The sequence below is a fragment of the Pseudomonas syringae CC1557 genome (genome assembly GCF_000452705.1).
Classification (GTDB): domain Bacteria; phylum Pseudomonadota; class Gammaproteobacteria; order Pseudomonadales; family Pseudomonadaceae; genus Aquipseudomonas; species Aquipseudomonas syringae_F.
The window spans coordinates 4,796,836-4,815,644 of the sequence record NZ_CP007014.1 but is presented as its reverse complement, the minus strand read 5'-3'; the positions used below and the strand labels follow the sequence as shown (position 1 = coordinate 4,815,644).

Below are 18,809 nucleotides of genomic sequence, written 5' to 3'. Positions count from 1 at the left end.
GGAATTGCAAATCCGTCAGCGAGAAGCGGGCGAGAGCGAATGAGGGGACTGAGTCGAGCGTGCGTCCATTTGTACGATCTGGTTGAGCAGTGCCGGTATGTCGAGAATCAATGCCACCGCGCCGCTGCCCAGAATCGTCGAGCCGCTGATCCCGCGCAGTGCGCCAAACAGCTTGCCCAAGGGTTTGATCACGGTCTGGAATTCACCGAGCAGGTCGTCTACCACCAGCCCGGCCTTGTGTTCGGCGTAGCGCACGACCACTACGTTCTGGCGTCGTGCGGCCGGGCCTTCGTGATTGAAGTGCTCGCGCAGGTAGACCAGCGGCAACACTTCACCGCGCAGGTCCAGATAACCGTTGTCGCGGCTTGCCTGACGATCCTGTTCATCCAGCTCGATGCATTCCTGAACCATGTCCAGCGGGATCACGTAGGTCGACTGATCGATACCGACCAGGAAACCGTTGATGATCGCCAGCGTCAGCGGCAGACGAATGCGCACGATGGTGCCTTGGCCAGGCTGGCTGTCCAGGTCGACTGTGCCGCGCAGCAGGGTGATGTTGCGCTTGACCACATCCATGCCGACGCCGCGCCCGGACAGGTTGGTAACGGCTTCAGCAGTGGAAAAACCGGGTTCGAAGATCAGGTTGTAGATTTCCTGATCAGTCAGGCTCGCGCCTGCGGCAACCAGTCCGCGCTGCTGGGCCTTGTCGAGAATGCGTTCGCGATTCAGCCCGGCACCGTCATCGGCAATCTCGATCACGATGCTGCCCGAGTCATGGTAGGCATTGAGGCTCAAATGACCCTTGGCCGGCTTGCCTGCCGCACGCCGCGCTTCGGCGCTTTCGATACCGTGGTCCATGGAGTTGCGCAGCAGGTGCATGAGCGGGTCGCCGATTTTTTCGACGACCGTCTTGTCCAGCTCGGTTTCCGCGCCATTGATAATCAGGTCGATGTCTTTGCCCAGTTCCTGACTGACATCGCGCACAACGCGGCGAAAGCGGTTGAAGGTGTCACCGATGGGGATCATGCGCAGGTGCAGCGCGCCGTCGAGAATCTGCTCCACCAGCCCCGACACTGTCGAACTGGCTTCCTGAAGCGGGTCGTTGTCACATGACTTGGCCAGCAGGCTGGCACCGGCGCTGGCAATGACCAACTCGCCGACCAGGTTGATCAGTTCGTCGAGTTTGTCGGCGTTGACGCGCACATAACGGCCGTCCTTGTTTTTCTGCTCGCCGCCCGCCGAAGGACGATCCACCGCCGTTGCCACGCCGGGCTCTCGCGGCACTGCTCGCTGGTCACCCAGCAGTTCGCCGCTGGCAACCATGCTGCTGCGCTCGGTCTGCGAAACCAGCTCGGTTCCGGTGGGCTCGCCACTGTCTGTAGAGTCATCAGAGGCGGTGATTTCGACGACGCAATCTTCACGCACGAAATCGAACACTTCGTTGATCGCGGCATGCCCGGCAGAGGAGAGAAAGTCGATATCGAAGCCCAGGTGACAGGATTCCGGGTCCCACGCTTCCACGGGCGGAATACTGTCGGTCAGGGTGCTGACCTGAATCATCTTGCCCAGCGTATTGAGGTAGCGCAGGAATGACAGCGGGTCCATGCCGTTGCGAAACACATCGACGCCGAAGCGTAACGAGATATGCCACAGCACTTCGGCGTTCTCGACATCAGGCGTATCTGATGAGCGCGCTTCGTCGACGACCGGAGCGGCGCCCGGTGCCTGATAGACCTGCAATGCCTGGCGCAGCGCTGCTTCGCGCTCCAGCGCTGGCGGCTGAAGTTCTTCGCCACGACTGGCGACCACGTCGATCAGTTCGAGCATGTGATCGCCGGATTTGAGCAGCACTGCGATCAGTCCGGCGTCCACCGACACACTGCCTTCGCGCAGGCGATCCAGCACGTCTTCGACAATGTGAGTGAAACTGACAATGGGCGTCAGCCCGAACAGCCCGGCCGAGCCCTTGATGGTGTGTGCGGCGCGGAAGACTGCGCCAATCGCGTCCACATCGCCCGGTTCGCTTTCAAGTTGCAGGAGGGATTCCTCCATCGCCTGCAACAGCTCACGCGCTTCGACGATAAACGTCTGCTGAGCCTGATCGAGGTTAATGCTCACAATGACTTCCTATGTCCGACTACTCAACAGTGCTGCAAACAGACGCGCTACAGCACGACACCCGGATTACATAACGCGAAGGTTTCCGTCACCGCCTTGCTCTGGCCGGTCATATGCAGCGCCGTGCCGGTCTTTTCGGCCTCGCGCTGAATGACCGCCAGCAGTTGCAGGCCTGCGCCGTCCATTTCGGTGACGTTCGACAGATCGACCTCCAGGCGCGCTGCGCTGCCGATCTGCGGCAGCAATCGGGCGGCCAGTTCGGTCACGGTGTAAATGGTCAGTTCGCCATCGATCTGCACGCGTGCAGTGTCATCGGTGGTCTCGGCAGATATCGTCATGCTGACCTCCAGGGACTTAAAACAGGGCTGCTATCAGAGCTGCTTGTTCAGTGGTGCACGTATCAGGGCAGGATCAGTTTGGAAACCGCCGCCAGCATCTGCGCGGGCTGAAACGGTTTGACCACCCAGGCTTTTGCACCCGCCGCCTGACCCTCGGCCTTTTTCGATTCCTGAGACTCGGTGGTCAGCATGATGATGGGGGTGAACTTGTAACTGGCCAGCTTCTTCACCTCTTTGACGAAGGTGATGCCATCCATGTTTGGCATGTTTACGTCGCTGATGATCAGGTGCACTTTCTGCCCTGTCAGCTTGCTGAGTGCATCCTTACCGTCGCTGGCTTCGATTACGTCGTATCCGGCACTTTTCAGAGCAATGCCGACGACCTGCCGGACACTGCTCGAATCGTCGACCACCAGTACACTCTTAGCCATGATCTACCCCTAGAAGAACGTGATTTCCTGTGAATTCTGCTGCGCTGCCGATTCGCCACGATGCGTGCGGCGTTGCTCATCTGTCGCGTAAGTGGACTCCATGCGCGCCAGCCATTGCCGGGCATCGATGGCGACTGCCTGATCGGGAGACTGGCTGGCCTGCAGCACGTGCGCGTGCAGGGCGTCGATGTTGTCGCGGACATGGACCAGAATCTGGCTGACCCGGTCCTGAAACTGCAGGCTGACGAGGACGTCGGTCATCTCGTCGCGAATGCCGTAGCTTTCCTGCTTGAGCAAGTCGGCGGATTCAGCCAGGCGCCCGGTAATGCTCTGAAAGCGCTCCAGCACGTTCTGAATGCTCTGCTCGGAAGCGGTCACCGAGTGGCTATCCTGATCGGCACCGCTGGACGCAGCCTGGACCAGTTGAGTGATGGCGTTATTGATGATGTCGACCTTGGCCGACATCTGCTGGCCGGTCTCGCTGGACTTGCTCGACAGGCTGCGCACGGCATCGGCAACCACGGCAAACCCACGGCCTGCTTCGCCGGCGCGGGCAGCTTCAATGGCGGCATTGAGGGCCAGTAGATTGGTCTGTGCGGCAATGGCGGCGACGTCGGCGGCCATGGTGCGCAGTTCGCCCGTGTAGGCGGTGAGGCTGCGCACTTGAGAAAGTGTCTGGTCGCGACTGGCCTGAGTGGCCTTGAGCGAATCGATCACCTGGCTCAATTCACTGTCGCTCTGGGACAATACTTTCAACGCGCCGTCGGCATTATGTCCGTCCAGCTCTCCGGCCGCGTGTTGCGATGCCTGCACGGTTTCCTGCAAGCGCTGGGAAATACCGGTGAAGCGGTCGGTCAGCTCGACAATGGCGGTTTCGGTTTGCTGGCGCGAGCTTTCAACCTGCTTTGCCCAGATCGGCATGGCACCGAGGAATACCTCGTTAAGCTGCGCGCTGGCGGCCATTGCATTGTTTTTAGCACTGTGCGTGTTGTGATAATCCAGCGCCTGAACCACAGCCAGATGTACCTCGCTGGCTTGCGAACGGGCTGCCCAGATACCGGCACCGATACCCAGAGCGATCAGTACAGCGCTGGCGATCAGATTGTTGGGCGTGGTGCCCGACTGGGTAAGTACCCAAGCGACGGCGGGGATAACAGGAATCAACGGAAACCAGACGAAACGCGGATGATTCTGAACTGGCGCAGTGTGGAGTTGACTCGACGTCATGGGTTCGATCCTTGAACAGTGCTACTGCGATTGAAGACTGTAAGGGTTATCTGCGTGATCGGGACGAACTTGATGGCCGGAGGGTGCCTTCCGTCCGATAGTTGTGGAGGAAAGCTCTTTCAGATAAAGGTAGCTGGTATTACGGACACGGCAAGTCAGCACGGGAAGTGCGAGTCCAGACGCCTCTCGTTTTCTGCGTGGGAATGCCTTGGGTGACGCTCCGCGTCACAAATCTGCGCCAGGCTGGACATTCAAGATCGGACGCAGAGCGTCCAGAACGGCATGCCAACGCGGAGCATTGGCAAGAGAGTCAGTTGGAGTTGTGTATAGCGCCGAGCGGCCCGGCTTGGGAGAGCAAGACAAGATGCTCTGCGCCACAAGTTGCGCAGAGCGTTACACGCTAGTGCAGCTTCATCCGCGGCTCGGTGCCTTTGCCGATTTTGCTGCCCAGCATCAGCATCAGGGTGCGGAAGGCGCCGTACAGTGCCATCTGGTGCATGCGGTACAGCGAGACATAAAACATCCGCGCCAGCCAGCCTTCAAGCATCACGCTGCCCATCAGGTTACCCATCAGATTGCCGACCGCCGAGAAGCTCGACAGCGAGATCAGCGAGCCGTAGTCCTTGTAGGTGTACTCCGGCAACGTTTTGCCTTCGATCCGCAGGCGCAACGATTTGGCCAGCAACGACGCCTGTTGGTGAGCCGCCTGAGCGCGAGGCGGTACGTTGCGGTCGGTGCCTTTCTGCGGGCAGGCGGCGCAATCACCGAAGGCGAAGATATTCTCGTCACGGGTGGTTTGCAGCGTCGGCAGCACTTGCAGCTGATTGATGCGATTGCTCTCCAGCCCGTCCAGTTCGTGCAGAAACGCCGGTGCCCGAATGCCCGCCGCCCAGACTTTCAGGCTCGCCGGAATCACCTGCCCGGTAGCCGTGACCAGGCCTTCTGCCGTCACTTCACTGACCGCTGCATTGGTCAGCACGGTAACGCCCAGCTTCTCCAGCGTCTTGTGGACCGGCGCGCCGATACGTTCCGGCAGCGCAGGCAAGACCCGTGGGCCCGCTTCAATCACCGTGATACGCAGGTTTTCCGGCTTGATCTGACCCAGCCCGTACGCCGCCAGCTCGTGCGCTGCATTATGCAGCTCCGCCGCCAGCTCAACGCCTGTTGCCCCCGCGCCAACGATGGCGACGGTGATTTCCTGCGTACTGTCGGCCTGACCCGCATGGGCGCGCAGGTAGTGATTGAGCAGTTGCTGATGGAAGCGCTCGGCCTGCTTGCGGCTGTCGAGAAACAGGCAGTGCTCCGCAGCGCCTTTGGTGCCGAAATCATTGGTGGTACTGCCCACTGCGATCACCAGCGAGTCATATCCCAGGCTACGCGCCGGAACCAGTTCCGCGCCTTCTTCATCCAGCGTGGCCGCCAGATGAATCTGGCGACCGGCACGGTCCAGCCCGGTCATGCGGCCAAGCTGAAACTGGAAGTTGTTCCACTTGGCCTGTGCCACGTAGTTCAGCTCGTCCTCATAAGAGTTGAGCGAACCGGCAGCCACCTCGTGCAACAGCGGTTTCCAGATATGCGTCAGGTTGGCGTCCACCAGCGTGACACTGGCCGTACCTTTCTTGCCCAGGGTTTTACCCAGACTGGTCGCCAGCTCCAGACCGCCAGCGCCGCCGCCAACGATAACAATACGATGCGTCATAAGGATTACTCGGAAGGTTTAAGGAATTCGGGGGGAGCTCGATCTTCGCGAGCGCAATGCAGCTCATAGCGTCAGATGGCTTGTTAACAGGTTCATCACCGCAGTGCCTGGATCAGGAGCGGGGCGCGCTCGACTGCAGGCCAGGTTGCCTGAAGGTACTCTTCGACACGCCTTTGCGGTACGTGGTTCAGCGGGCTGATCACTTTATGCGTCGTCTCAAGCGTGCTGTCGCACCGGGGGCCAGGGATCGTTGATGTCCAATGGCTCGACCTGCACGGTATCGTCGAGCCGGATAATGCCGCTTTGTAGCACTCGCGCATTGATTCCGCCATGCCCGCGCACCGCCTGGAAGGTCCCATGACCCAGGCGCTGCTCAAGCTTGGCGCACGGCTGGCACCAGCCGGTGGTTTCAAAAATGGCCTGGCCGATGCGGAAGCGACGGTTCTTGAGGCTGAACAGGTTGATGCCACTGATCACCAGATTGCGCCGCAGATCCTGCGGCAATACAGGGTTCTCGGCAGAACGGCCCAGCAACGAACCCACCACCGCCAGATGCTCCCACTGAATCAGCGTGACCTGCCGCGCATTACGCGGGCCGGGCCGCGAGTGATCGCCGGTCAGGCCAGCCTCGCGACGCGCTTCCACCGCGTCCAGCTCGATCATCTCGGCGCGTGATTCCGGGCGCACGCCGATCCAGCGCACACGGCCTTGTTGAGGCACATCGGCCAGCAACTCCTGAAACGGGCTCATAGACTGATTCCAACATCAAAAACCACACTGCGGCCCAGATTGGTCCGCAGAAAATCCGGAGCGCCCGGATGCGCGAACAATACCCGAGCAAAGGTCGGCCCACCAGCGACAACGAGCGCCAGCCCTGACGCAGGTACTCGGTGGGTGGGGGAAAGTGACTGTTGAGGTCGAGTACTTCGCGCTTGAGACTGGCGAACGCAATCATGTCCAACTGGCTCAGATCAATGCCGCGTTCGCGGTAGCTGGTGGATTTCTTGTGCAGCGTAGGGGCCAGTCTGTGCAGCAGTTCGGAAGCAGGAATGCGTTTGGGCTTGGCCTCCCGCCGTACCAGTTGGCTCAGCGAGAACGCGCTACGTCGTCGTTGCAACTCCTCGCGCCACTCATCATTGAGACGCCGGCCTTCGTCCAGCACGAAAAACACCTCGAAACGCCCGTCACGAAACAGCACATCGGGCGGCTCCTGACTGGCAGGCGTGAAGTCCTCGTTCCGGTGCGCAATGTTCAGCCCTGCAACAGCCGCTGACAAACCCAACGCTCACGCTCCCACTTCCGTGCATTGGACAGAAAGGCGTTGGCTTGTTCGGCCTGGATCGTCAACAGGCGCAGGTAGTCTGAGTCATCCATAGGGGCTAGCTTAGCGTTCAAATGTGAAGGTGAAAAATAAAGTCTGATGTGATTTCGGGAGTTTTTTGCATAGGGCTCCAAAGTAAGCGAAAAAACCTTTCAGCAGGCTAAAGCTTTGCTTTGTTACGCCGAACTGGAGCACTCTGCGGCACGTACTCCAGCCCTGCTCATTCCTGCGATAAAGAATCCCACTCTATGAAAGTCGCCTCGCTTGCCTTTCTCTGCTTCACTGCCATTGCCACTCAAGCTCAAGCTTCAAGCTCTGATGCTTGGGCAGCTTACGACAAAGCCGTCCTGGAAAGCTGTATCAAAGCCAGTGGTTTGAAAGATGCCCAACCTGTCGGTACCCCAGCTCAATTTGATGACCGCGTTGGCTACACAGCTCTCCTCATGCAAGGCCAGTATCCGCAGAAGCATATGAACGGTCGTCAAGGTACCGAGCTTTGCCTCTTCAATAGCAAATCGAAAGCTGCTTTTGTTACAGAGTGGGACTCCATTCGCACTGCCGGAAAGGCTCAGTAGAAACGGGAAGATCCGTGCGGTGACGTCTTTTCACTGCGCCAAAGTGTTGGAATGAGCCTGAAAAAGAGACTCTGACCTCGATCATTCTCGTTCCCGCGCTCCGCGTTGGAATGCATTTCTGGACGCTCTGCGTTCAATCTCGAATGTTCGGCGGGGCTTGGGTTTGTGACGCGGAGCGTCACGAGATGCATGCCAGCGCGGAGCATTGGCACGAGAGTCGGGCAGAGCGTGGGCATACCTCCTGGAACGTCTCAATGTCCCCTGTGCGGCGCCTCTAAATCACCCGAAAACATCTCATCCTCAGCATCCGGGCTCACCGGAATTGCATGTTCCTCGGAAGCCCATGCTCCCAGATCAATCAGTTTGCAGCGCTCCGAGCAAAACGGACGGCTGGGGCTGGCGGCGCTCCATTCCACGGGGGCATCGCAGGTCGGGCATTGAACGGTCATTGATTGGCTCATGATTGGCCTCCACGCAAAGTAAGGTAAAAGTGGTGCAGCCGCTCGACTTCGCTGGTCAGCCAGGCGTGATCGCGGTCGTTGACCAGCACATCATCAGCGTGGCGCAGGCGATCTTCACGCTGGATCTGCACCTTGAGGATGGCCTCGACCTGTTCCTGACTGGAACTGTCGCGCAGCATCGTGCGTTCTATCTGCAGTTGCGGTGGCACATCGATCACCAGCAGGCGCTGCACCATCCGGGATTGCCCGGATTCGATCAGCAGCGGCGACACCAGAATGGCATACGGCGATTTGGCCTTGGCCAAGTGGCTGACGATTTCCTGATTGATCAGCGGATGCAACAGCGCTTCCAGCCAGCGTCGCTGCTCCGGGTTTTCGAAGATCAGCTTGCGCAGCGCGCCACGGTCCAGCGCGCCGCTTGCCTGCAATACGCCGCTACCGAAATGCGCCGCTATCTGCTCCAGCGCTGGACGCCCGGGCTCGACGACCCAGCGGGCGGCATGGTCGGCATCCACGGTGTCTATGCCGAGCTTGATAAAGCACTGCGCTGCCGCGCTTTTACCGCTACCAATGCCGCCAGTCAGGCCAAGAATCCAGGGTTTTTGATCAGGGTGAGTCATCTGAAACCGGCAAACTGCATGTAAGAGTCGGTTATTTGACCACCCCAGAGCAAAGCGATCCACCCCGCAATGGCCAGATAAGGGCCAAAGGGGATCGGCGTGCCGCTTTCAACCCGGCGCACACGCATCATGATCACTCCCAATACCGCGCCCACCAGCGATGACAGCAGGATGGTCAGCGGCAAAATCTGCCAGCCGCCCCACGCGCCAAGCATGGCCAGCAGCTTGAAATCGCCATGGCCCATGCCTTCCTTGCCGGTCACCAGCTTGAACAGCCAATACACCGACCACAGCGTCAGATAACCCGCCACCGCGCCCCACAGCGCATCGCTCAGCGAGGTGAACAGCCCGAGCGAGTTAACGATCAGGCCCAGCCATAGCAGCGGCAGCACCAGCGAGTCAGGCAGTAGTTGGTGATCAGCATCAATCAGACTCATCGCCAACAGGCCCCAGCTCAGCACTAGCATTGCCGCCGCTTGCCAGCCGAAGCCGAAGTGCCACGCGATGTAGGCCGACAACACTGCGCAGGTCAGCTCGACCAGCGGGTAGCGTTTGCTGATGGGGGCTTGGCAGTGCGAGCATTTCCCGCGCAACAGCAGATAGCTGATGATCGGCAGGTTTTCCCACGGGCGGATCTTGTGCGCGCAGTGCGGGCAACTGGAGTGGGGGAGGGTCAGGTTGAAGACGGGTTGGTCCGGTTCGGCGGGGAGACCGAGCATTTCACGGGATTGGGTTTTCCAGTCGCGCTCCATCATTATTGGGAGGCGGTAAACCACAACGTTGAGGAAGCTTCCGACGATGAGGCCTAGTATGCAGCAGGTGGTGACGAAGGCCAGGGGGGAGCTGGCCAAGAGGTCGAGGAGGGGCATGTCAGACGACGTTTCCGAGTTGGAAGATAGGTAGATACATCGCAATGACCAGCCCGCCGACGATCACGCCCAAAAAGGCCATGATCATCGGTTCCATCAGGCTGGTCAGATTGTCGACCATGTTATCGACTTCGTCCTCGTAGTAGGTAGCGACCTTGTCCAGCATGGTATCCAAGGCACCGGACTCTTCGCCAATAGCGGTCATCTGAATCGCCAAGCTCGGAAAGACCCCTGTTGAACGCATCGAGAAATTCAATTGCATGCCTGTGGAGACGTCCTGCTTGACCTTGATAACCGCATTTTTGAATACCACATTGCCAGTCGCACCGGCGACCGAGTCCAAAGCCTCTACAAGCGGGACGCCAGCTGCAAAGGTTGTTGCAAGCGTGCGAGCGTAGCGTGCCACCGAAGATTTGAAAATTAATGGCCCGATGATGGGCACTTTCAGCAGAAGTCGGTCGAGGCTGTCTCGAAACTTTTGAGACTGTTTGTACGCGCGTTTGAACATAAAAAAGCTAACGAAAAATAGTGCGACGATGGCCAACCACCATTTTTGTACAATGTCCGATAGGCCAATCACCATCAAAGTAAATGCAGGTAGCTGAGCGCCGAAGCTGGCGAAGACCGTCTGGAACTGTGGCACTACCTTGATGAGCAAAATTCCTGACACAATAATTGCTACGATCAAAACAGCAATAGGGTATGTCATGGCTTTTTTGATTTTAGCTTTTAGCTTTTCAGTTTTTTCCTTGTAACTAGCAACGCGATCCAGCAGGCTTTCAAGTGCGCCAGCTTGCTCGCCAGCATCTACCAGATTACAAAACAGGTCATCGAAATATTCCGGTTTTTGTCGCAGAGCCGTCGCAAAACTATTACCTGCCGAAACTTCCTGCTTTAGCGAGCCTACCAATGCACGCATATTTGGGTTCTCGGCGCCTTCACCAATGATGTCGAATGATTGGAGCAGAGGCACGCCAGCCTTCATCATTGTTGCCATCTGTCGAGCGAAAAACGCGATGTCCAGCGGCTTGATTTTTTTTCCCTTGCCGAAGATCGAAACAGATTTTTTGCGTACCTTGGTTGGGTTGATGCCTTGCTTGCGCAGCTGGGCCTTTATAAGAGCCAAGTTATGGCCACTCAGCTCCCCACTGGTTTTAGTACCTTTCTTGTCGACACCTTCCCACGTGTAAACGATGACTTTTGCTGCCTTGCTGGCCATGTCTAATCCTTGGTCACGCGGTTGACTTCTTCAAGGCTGGTGATGCCTTGCATGGCTTTTGACAGGCCTGAGGTACGCAGGTCATTGAAGCCATCCTTGCGCATTTGCCTGGAAATCTCCAACGAGTTGCCCTCTTCCATGATGATGCGCTCCAGCTCCGCTGTTTTCTTGACCACCTCGTAAATGCCGACCCGGCCTCTGTAGCCACCGTTGCAATGCTCGCAGCCTACCGGGCCATAGATCTTGAACGTACCGATCTTCGCTTCGGGGAAGCCTTCTTTAATCAGTGTCTCGCGAGGAATGTCGAGTTCTTTCTTGCAGTGGCTGCATAATTTGCGTGCAAGTCTTTGCGCAATAATCAGGTTGATTGCTGTCGCAATGTTGAATGCTGCGACACCCATATGATGCAGTCGCGTCAAGGTTTCTGCCGCGCTGTTAGTGTGCAGGGTGGACAGCACCATATGGCCGGTCTGCGACGCCTTGATGGCGATTTCGGCTGTTTCCAAGTCTCGAATCTCACCCACCATGATAACGTCGGGATCTTGACGAAGGAACGCGCGCAACGCTTGGGAAAAGTCCAGTCCTTGACGCGGGTTGACGTTGACCTGATTGATGCCTTCCAGATTGATCTCCACCGGGTCTTCAGCTGTGGAAATATTGATGTCTACGGTGTTGAGAATATTCAGACCGGTATACAGGGAAACGGTCTTGCCTGAACCCGTCGGGCCGGTCACAAGAATCATGCCTTGCGGCTGTTTCAGCGCCTCCATATACAGTGCTTTTTGTTCTGGCTCGTAGCCCAGAGCATCGATGCCCATCTGAGCGCTGGTCGGGTCGAGAATCCGCATCACGATCTTCTCACCCCATAGCGTAGGCAGGGTGTTCATCCGAAAGTCGATTGATTTTGTTTTGGATACCCGCAACTTGACCCGACCGTCTTGCGGTTTACGTCGTTCCGAGATGTCGAGGCTGGCCATTACCTTGAGGCGTGCAGCAATTCGGTTCGCCAGGTGAATTGGCGGTCTGGCGACTTCATGCAGGATGCCGTCGGTACGCAAGCGCACGCGGAAGATCTTCTCGTAAGGCTCAAAATGCAGGTCGGAAGAGCCTAGCCGGATAGCATCCATCAACATCTTGTTGACGAAGCGCACCACAGGGGCATCGTCTGCGTCGTTCTGCGTAGCGAGAGACGTTTCCTTGCCATCAGCTGGTTCAATATCCAGACCCAGATCAACATCTTCCAGATTGCCCAGACCGCTATCGCTGTCAAAGAAGCGATCTATTGCCGTAGTCAGCTTGTCATCTTCGACCAGAATAGCTTCGGTATTCAGGCCGGTGCTGAACTGAATATCAGTCACTGCCTGATGGTTGGTAGGGTCGGATATGGCGATGAACAGCTTATTGCCGCGTCGCCAGAGTGGGAGAGCGTGATGCTGTCGAACCAGCTTTTCGCTCACTAGCCCCTTGGGCTGGCTTTCCTTGTCCAGACTGGCGAGGTCCATGAACGGCACACCAAACTGATCGGAAGCCATTTCTGCCAGCGTCAGGCTTTTGACCAGTTTGTTCTGAACCAGATAGCTGACCAACGAAATCTTGTCGCGGCGCGCCTGTTGATACGCTTGCTGCGCAACAGGTTCAGTAAGTAGCTCGGCGAGGACCAATTGCTTGGCCAGGCCAGTGAGGACAGCATCAGTCATAAAACCACCAGACACGGACAATGTGAGGGTTATAGCGCAGTCGGGCTTTGCTGCCAAATAGCAGTGAGGGATGTGACGAAAATTGTCAGTTTCTGCGGATTTCAGAACGTAAATTGCCGCTGATAGACTGCATTGGCAATGTTAGTGGCTGAAAATGGATTTTGGCACGACCTATGCTTGCACGCTTCCAAGGCACCACCTAATTGACGCCTCGGAGAAGTAGATATGAATGTACAAAAAGGTTTTACGCTGATCGAACTGATGATCGTTGTCGCGATTGTTGGTATTTTGGCGGCAGTGGCGATTCCGCAGTACAACTCGTACACCCTCAAGGCTAAGTACTCTGAGGTCGTGTCTTTAGCTAATACGTATCAAACTGCTGTAGCATCCTGCATTCAAGAAACAGGTACAGCGACTGGCTGTAATTTGAAAACGAATAGTATTCCAGATACACAGGCAACCATTCATGTGGCCAGCGTTGCAGTAAAAGATGGTCAAGTTACGGTAACGCCTACCGCGACAACATTAGCGACGGCTACTTATGTTGTAACCCCTGCAATTGGAGCTGGTGCGCTCACATGGGTTCAGAGTGGTGGGTGCTTAACTTCTTCACCTATACTTTGTAAGTGAGGTATATGTAGTTATATTGGTGAATGTTTTTTGTAAATAAAGTCCCGATCAACGCTGGTCGGGATTTTTATTTTGGGATATTTTGACATTTTATAATGCAAAGATTTCCGTTGGTTGTGGTCCATTTTGATTTATTTTCTCATCTCCTCACAGAGTCTTAGCCCTCGGAACTATCTTCGTCACCTATGCCACTGGAATCCCCGCTCCAGCCTTCAACCGATACCCAATCTCCGCAATAGCCTCAATCGCAGGCAGCAACTCCAGCCCCAACTCAGAAAGACTGTACTCAGCCGAAGGCGGCGACGTCGCCAGCACAGTCCGAACAACCACACCTTTCTCCTCCATCTCCTTGAGCCGCACTGACAGCATCTTTGCCGAAATGCCGGGAATATCAACGCGCAGTTCGCCGAACCGTCGAGGCCCTCCACTCAAACTCCACAGCAGATTTGGAGTCCACACGCCGCCCAGCAACCACATGCACGCAGCCACGGCACATTCGGGCACAGGACTGTCGACTTTGCTCTTGCGCATTTTCAGGGGCATTGCGGGGTGTTCCTTCGTAGGATCGCGAGTTTCCAGCGCGTAACCAGGTTACAGAATGGTAACTGGAGAATGAGAGTAACCTTAAGTTACCAGCTATACAAAAGTTATCCGGGTGCTAGGATCTGGTCATTCTCAACCACCGGAACAATCACCTTATGAAGCTCTACTACTCACCTGGCTCCTGCTCGCTTGCTGCCCATATCGTGTTGCATGAAGCTGGCGTCGCTCATGAGCTGGTCAAGGTCAATCTGCGGCAGCACACGCTTGAATCTGGCGATGACTATTACGCGATCAACCCTAAAGGTGCCGTTCCTGCACTGGGCTTAGATGACGGTGCTGTTCTGACTGAAGGCGTTGCCGTTCTGCAATATCTGGGCGATCACTTCGTGCCTGCACTGGTGCCAGCCAACGGCACGCTGGAGCGTGCAAGGCTGCAAGAGATACTTAATTATCTGGCCGCCGAATATCACAAGGCATGGACACCGCTGTTCTATCTGCCAAAGGGCGCTGATGCCACTGATGCTAAACGCCCGGTCATCGCCAAACAAACCTACCTGAATGGCCTGTTGGCGGAGGGTCGTGATTACCTGCTGGGAAATGACTTTAGCGTTGCTGACGCTTATCTGTTTACTGTTACGCGCTGGTCAGTCAACTTCGGTATCTCGCTGGACGAGCTGCCTGCATTGAAAGCGTTTATGGCCCGAGTTGAAGCTCGCCCGTCCGTCAAGGCGGTGCTTGAAACCGAAGCTTTGCCTGCGTTGTTCAGCAAGGGCTGAATCATCCAGGTCCAAGGGCAGGTTCAATCTGTTGAACGAAAACGCCCCGGCGGATTGCTCCGCCGGGGCGTTTTTTTTTAGTACGCAGTTTTATTGCGTTGGCATCGTAGGACGTTTCAGCTTTTGCCTTAGGCTAGGTCTTGATCCACATGGATCACCCAAACGTCCATTGGTTGATACCCGAATCAAGCCCAAAATCAGCGAACTGATTACCCCGCACATAGAGGGAGGGGGCATATGAACACCACTGCATCACCCAGCCGCCTCCTCGGAGTGGGGCTTTACACTGCGTCGGAAGCCTCTTCATACACGGGCATTCCCGCAAAAGACATCCGTAGATGGATGTTTGGCTATCGCGCGGCAGGGGTTGATCATCCCGGCCTCTGGACTCCGGAGGTCGCATTTCTGGACGATAAACTGCTTGGCTTCCATGATCTGCTGGAAATTCGTTTTGTTCATGCTTTTCGCCAGCACGGCGTCAGCTTGCAAGCGATCCGCAGTGCTTCGTTACAAGCCCGAGAGATGTTCGGTCAGCGCTATCCGTTTACCTGCAAGCGTTTTCAAACGGACGGGCGGGATATTTTCGCGACCGTTCTGGACGAAACCGGAGACGAGGCGCTGTTGGATCTGGTGAAGCGGCAATACGCTTTCAAGCAGGTCATCACACCCTCGCTGTATGAGGGCATTGATTACGCAGGCGAAGAGTCGGCACAGCGTTGGTATCCGGTCAAGCGAAGCAAGGCAGTGGTGTTGGATCCTGCAAGAAACTTCGGCAAACCAGTGCTGGCAACAACGGGAATCGACACAGCAGCTATTTATCATTCCTACCTGGCTGAAGGTCAGAACGCGAAGCGTGTGGCATTACTCTATGAGATTCAGCCTGCAGCAGTGGAAGCCGCAGTCAATTTTGAGCACAGGATCGCGGCTTGAATTTTCTGATCGATAACAACCTGCCGTCCGCTATCGCCAGAGCGCTCAACGAACTGACCAAGAATGAAGGTCACTCAGTGGTATCACTGCGTGAAAGATTTCCCGCCAATTCCGCAGATATTGACTGGGTGACCCGCCTCAAAAAAGAAGGCGGGTGGGCGGTAGTATCTCAGGACAAGTTTTCCAAGGGAGACGCTGAGCGCCAGGCATTCCGGGAGTGTGGTATGCCTATTTTCTGCCTCGCCAAGCAGTGGGGCCAAATGACCTACTGGAACAAGGCAGAAAATCTGGTCAGGTGGTGGCCTTCAATTACCGAGCAGGCCTTATTGATCGAAGGCGGCGCGGCTTTTCGTGTGCCATGGACGTTCTCCGCAGCACGCAAGTTCAAGCAGCTCCACATCTAGCCCGATCACGGATCGGGCTTTTCTCGGCAATTATTAAAGTACAAATGTTACCGCGCCACTCCATCAACCCGAGCCCGCCCCTTAAACCTCCTCCTAATCCCAACAACCACCATCACCACCAACAACCCCACCACCACAAAAAAGATCGTATTAAACACCGGAAACGGCTGGTCACGGCTCGTTACCGCTTCAATCTCTGTCACGTTGGGAAACATCGACATTATGGTTATCCGCCAGCCGTAGTAGCGAATCAACGCCAGTTGCTGGGAGTCACGCGAGTAGCCCTGGGCTTTGGCCTGGATGTCGGCGGAGTCGAATTTGAAGTACCACGGGAAGCTCCAGCCGGTGTCTTCGTTGCGATAGACCACGACTTTCTTGGTGTCCGGGTCTTCGGTGTTGATGAAGTACACGTCGCGGGTCGGGCCGTCTGCCGGGTTTTCGGCGTTGATGACGCCGTCGGCGTCCATTCTTTTGACTTCCACACCGGTGATCATCACGACATCATGGCGCGGCAGGACGTAGTAGAGGCTTAATGCGCCGATCCCCAGTGCAACGAATACTACAAGCCAAATCGACCTTTTAAGCCACTTCATACCAGCGTCCTCTATTTTAAAATTGCGTGACTTTGCCTTAATCCGAACATTTCGAAGCAAAACAGTTATTACAAAATTCGACAAGGCCGTTTCGGGCGGCGCAGTCTTCCGGAGATTGACATGATTTGGTTCCTTGAAGGGCAGGCCAGCCAGCGCGACGTGATTATCGGCGCGCGTGATGCCTTGCCTGCGTCGGTGCGCATTATCGCTTCTCATCGTCAGCAGCGCTCCGAAATTACCGGTCTGGCTGATGTGGCGTTGCAAGAGCCGCTCGATAACGAGGAACGGATTGACTGGGTGCTGGAAAATGCTCGCTCGTTGGGTGTGAAAGTCATTATCGCCGGGCGGGTGGGCGGCCTCTATGAAGCGCAGCGTGCACGCTTCATTGCTGAGGGGTTGGACCTTGTAACGGGGGGAACGTCTCTGCAAACTTTCCTGGATGTCGACAACAAGAGTCGCTTCACGGCTGCTGCCGAAGCGGCTGGGCTGGCGTGCATCCCGGCGATCACCGCGTGCAATGCCGAGGAGCTGCAAGCGGCTTACGATACCTTGGCGGTTTCTGGCGAGGTCTGCATCAAGCCGGTGGTCGGGATTTATGGTCAGGGATTCTGGCGCTTCAAGGCAGAAGCCGATGCATTTCGCTGTTTCGCCAACCCGGATGCCCGCGAGACAACTTTTAGCGCGTACCTTGATGCTTACCGCCAGTCCGACGATCTGCCAGCGATGCTGCTGATGCCTTACATGCCGGGCAGTGAATGTTCGGTGGACATGGTGTGCGAGGGTGGCAAGGCGGTGGCGTATGTCGGCAGACGCAAGGTGGGCTTGAACCAGACTTTTGAGCGCGACAGCGCAGCCGTGCAACTGGCGGTGCGCGCGGCCGAGCATTTTGTCTGCGACGGGCTGATCAATGTGCAGACCCGTGATGATGCTGACGGTCAGCCACGTTTGCTGGAGATTAACCCGCGTTATTCAGGCGGCATTGGCTATACGCGCCACACGGATGTCAATCTGCCCGGTATTTTCGCCACGCGGCGTCTTGGGCTGAAAGAACCGGAAACACATTGGCTGGAGGATATCCGGATCAAGGCCATCACCGTCGCTGTACGGGCCGAGGTTTGATCAGGATAATAGATTTTTGCTATCACTAATCGCTCTAATCACGGAGGATCGGGCATGAAGCTTCTGGCACCAGGTGCAAACACTGCTTTAGCAAACGCTCACTGCACCTGGAATCTGGAGAGCGGCAAGTCTTCGATTTTTGGTGAATATGCTGCCGTTGCCCTGCTGCCGGTCAACGAGAAACGCCTGCCCATGGGCGAACCGGCGCTGCTGCATCAGGAGCAGAGCTGGATGGAATGGAGCGGCGGCCCGCAGAACGTGGGCTGCACGCTCAAACTGGATCGGCTACCTGCCGACAGCGACCGGGTGTTGCTGATGGTGTATGTATTCGCGGCGACCGGTCCGGTCGCCGAGATTGCCAGCCTGCATCTGCAAGTTAACAACGATATCGAACATCGCGTTGATCTGCGCAGCAATGGCGAAGCAGCGATCATCATCGGCGAGTTCTATAAGCGTAATGATCAATGGAAGTTTCGTGCGTTGAGCGAAGGCTCGGCGTATGGGCTGTCGGCGTTCGGGCGCAAGATAGGCCTGGAAGTGGATGATCGCCATCCGCGTCGTCCTGCTGGCGGTTCAGGCGGCGGGCCGCGGCACGAATCGGCGACCGGCACAGCGTTTGTGGTCGGTCCGGCACATGTCCTGACCTGCGCGCATGTCATCGAAGACATGACGGTGTTTCATATCAACTCGCTGGACGGTCGCTACAAGGCCGAGCCCGTGGTGATCGACCGCCGCAATGACATCGCGTTGCTGCGCGTGCAGGGTGCTCCGCTGTTGTCTCCGGTTACATTCCGGGACGGGCAGGGCTGCGAGCCGGGTGATAACGTGGCGGTTCTGGGTTATCCACTGGCGTCGATTTCCGGTGGCGGTCTGCAGGTGACGCAAGGCGGTATTTCCGGCCTGTTCGGCCTGCACAACGACGCCAGCCTGTTCCAGTTCACTGCGCCCATTCAGCCGGGCTCCAGTGGCAGCCCACTGTTCGATAACGGTGGTGCAGTGATCGGCATGGTGACGTCTACCGTGCCGGACGGGCAGAACATGAATTTCGCGGTCAAGTCCGCACTATTGTTGTCCTTTCTACAGGCCTGCCGCATTGATGCGCCGCATGCCCGTCCGGAAAGGTCGTATACCACTACAGAAATCTCACGCATCGCCCAGTCATCGTTATGGCTCTTGGAAGCCTCACGTCAATGAGGCCGGGCTTCCTGCCATTTGAGCAGGTATCAGTTAATCAGGAAT

20 protein-coding genes and 1 pseudogene are annotated in these 18,809 nt (G+C 56.7%); 7 read left to right on the top strand and 14 right to left on the bottom strand.

Going from position 1 to position 18,809, the window contains the following annotated elements; genetic code table 11:
• Positions 1–15: 15 nt before the first annotated feature.
• The 7 genes and pseudogenes from N018_RS21330 to N018_RS21300 all read right to left on the bottom strand — a co-directional run bounded on the left by N018_RS21330 (position 16) and on the right by N018_RS21300 (position 7,187).
• Entirely contained in the window at positions 16–2,118 is a 2,103-nt protein-coding gene (locus N018_RS21330; protein WP_025390701.1) for a chemotaxis protein CheA, read from the bottom strand.
• Positions 2,119–2,165: 47 nt separating this feature from the next.
• Positions 2,166–2,456 (bottom strand): STAS domain-containing protein, encoded by a 291-nt coding sequence (locus N018_RS21325; protein ID WP_024647049.1) that lies wholly within the window; start codon positions 2,454–2,456, stop codon positions 2,166–2,168.
• 62 nt (positions 2,457–2,518) lie between these two features.
• On the bottom strand, positions 2,519–2,887 hold the full coding sequence (locus N018_RS21320) for a response regulator (protein ID WP_024647048.1): 369 nt from the start codon (positions 2,885–2,887) through the stop codon (positions 2,519–2,521).
• A 9-nt stretch (positions 2,888–2,896) separates the two neighbouring features.
• On the bottom strand, positions 2,897–3,808 hold the full coding sequence (locus N018_RS21315) for a methyl-accepting chemotaxis protein (RefSeq protein WP_418903491.1): 912 nt from the start codon (positions 3,806–3,808) through the stop codon (positions 2,897–2,899).
• A gap of 706 nt (positions 3,809–4,514) precedes the next feature.
• On the bottom strand, positions 4,515–5,813 hold the full coding sequence (locus N018_RS21310; protein ID WP_025390699.1) for an NAD(P)/FAD-dependent oxidoreductase: 1,299 nt from the start codon (positions 5,811–5,813) through the stop codon (positions 4,515–4,517).
• Positions 5,814–6,029: 216 nt separating this feature from the next.
• Positions 6,030–6,563, bottom strand: a complete 534-nt coding sequence (locus N018_RS21305) for an MOSC domain-containing protein (RefSeq protein WP_024645222.1) — start codon at positions 6,561–6,563, stop codon at positions 6,030–6,032.
• A pseudogene (locus tag N018_RS21300) lies at positions 6,560–7,187 on the bottom strand (DUF1780 domain-containing protein). The gene N018_RS21305 and the pseudogene N018_RS21300 overlap by 4 nt, the downstream one beginning before the upstream one ends.
• A gap of 195 nt (positions 7,188–7,382) precedes the next feature.
• Between N018_RS21300 and N018_RS21295 the strand changes: the two are divergent.
• Complete coding sequence (locus N018_RS21295; RefSeq protein ID WP_025390698.1) at positions 7,383–7,709, top strand: hypothetical protein; 327 nt, start codon at positions 7,383–7,385, stop codon at positions 7,707–7,709.
• A gap of 251 nt (positions 7,710–7,960) precedes the next feature.
• Here N018_RS21295 and yacG read toward each other — a convergent pair whose 3' ends face one another.
• From yacG to pilB, 5 genes are read right to left on the bottom strand one after another with little or no spacing between them, the layout of a single operon-like run.
• Positions 7,961–8,170, bottom strand: a complete 210-nt coding sequence (yacG, locus tag N018_RS21290; RefSeq protein WP_025390697.1) for a DNA gyrase inhibitor YacG — start codon at positions 8,168–8,170, stop codon at positions 7,961–7,963.
• The gene (coaE, locus tag N018_RS21285) at positions 8,167–8,790 is read right to left on the bottom strand and encodes a dephospho-CoA kinase (protein ID WP_025390696.1); all 624 of its coding nucleotides are present in this window, start codon (positions 8,788–8,790) and stop codon (positions 8,167–8,169) included. Before coaE ends, yacG begins: the two co-directional genes overlap by 4 nt.
• A complete protein-coding gene (locus N018_RS21280) occupies positions 8,787–9,659 on the bottom strand; it encodes a prepilin peptidase (RefSeq protein WP_025390695.1) in 873 nt (290 codons plus the stop codon). The genes coaE and N018_RS21280 overlap by 4 nt, the downstream gene beginning before the upstream one ends.
• A gap of 1 nt (position 9,660) precedes the next feature.
• A complete protein-coding gene (locus tag N018_RS21275; RefSeq protein WP_025390694.1) occupies positions 9,661–10,878 on the bottom strand; it encodes a type II secretion system F family protein in 1,218 nt (405 codons plus the stop codon).
• Positions 10,879–10,880: 2 nt separating this feature from the next.
• A complete protein-coding gene (gene pilB / locus N018_RS21270; protein WP_025390693.1) occupies positions 10,881–12,575 on the bottom strand; it encodes a type IV-A pilus assembly ATPase PilB in 1,695 nt (564 codons plus the stop codon).
• Positions 12,576–12,800: 225 nt separating this feature from the next.
• Between pilB and N018_RS26845 the strand changes: the two genes are divergently transcribed.
• Complete coding sequence (locus N018_RS26845) at positions 12,801–13,205, top strand: pilin (RefSeq protein ID WP_025390692.1); 405 nt, start codon at positions 12,801–12,803, stop codon at positions 13,203–13,205.
• A gap of 183 nt (positions 13,206–13,388) precedes the next feature.
• Here the strand turns inward: N018_RS26845 and N018_RS21260 are convergent, their stop codons facing one another.
• Positions 13,389–13,748 carry a winged helix-turn-helix transcriptional regulator gene (locus N018_RS21260; protein ID WP_025390691.1) on the bottom strand — a complete coding sequence of 120 codons (360 nt, stop codon included), beginning with the start codon at positions 13,746–13,748 and terminating at the stop codon, positions 13,389–13,391.
• A 155-nt stretch (positions 13,749–13,903) separates the two neighbouring features.
• Between N018_RS21260 and gstA the strand changes: the two genes are divergently transcribed.
• The 3 genes from gstA (at position 13,904) to N018_RS21245 (ending at position 15,858) form a co-directional block, all read left to right on the top strand.
• Positions 13,904–14,524, top strand: coding sequence for a glutathione transferase GstA (gene gstA, locus N018_RS21255; protein WP_025390690.1), 621 nt, complete (start codon positions 13,904–13,906; stop codon positions 14,522–14,524).
• Positions 14,525–14,761: 237 nt separating this feature from the next.
• Complete coding sequence (locus tag N018_RS21250) at positions 14,762–15,454, top strand: DUF433 domain-containing protein (RefSeq protein WP_038401509.1); 693 nt, start codon at positions 14,762–14,764, stop codon at positions 15,452–15,454.
• The gene (locus tag N018_RS21245; protein ID WP_025390688.1) at positions 15,451–15,858 is read left to right on the top strand and encodes a hypothetical protein; all 408 of its coding nucleotides are present in this window, start codon (positions 15,451–15,453) and stop codon (positions 15,856–15,858) included. Before N018_RS21250 ends, N018_RS21245 begins: the two co-directional genes overlap by 4 nt.
• 47 nt (positions 15,859–15,905) lie before the next feature.
• On the opposite strand, the gene N018_RS21240 is transcribed toward N018_RS21245, so the two are convergent.
• The gene (locus tag N018_RS21240; protein ID WP_025390687.1) at positions 15,906–16,451 is read right to left on the bottom strand and encodes a DUF1523 family protein; all 546 of its coding nucleotides are present in this window, start codon (positions 16,449–16,451) and stop codon (positions 15,906–15,908) included.
• Between the two features lie 120 nt (positions 16,452–16,571).
• Between N018_RS21240 and N018_RS21235 the strand changes: the two genes are divergently transcribed.
• On the top strand, positions 16,572–17,570 hold the full coding sequence (locus tag N018_RS21235; protein ID WP_025390686.1) for an ATP-grasp domain-containing protein: 999 nt from the start codon (positions 16,572–16,574) through the stop codon (positions 17,568–17,570).
• 54 nt (positions 17,571–17,624) lie between these two features.
• Positions 17,625–18,764: a trypsin-like peptidase domain-containing protein gene (locus N018_RS21230; protein ID WP_025390685.1), complete on the top strand. Its 1,140-nt coding sequence runs from the start codon at positions 17,625–17,627 to the stop codon at positions 18,762–18,764.
• Positions 18,765–18,809 lie beyond the last annotated feature (45 nt).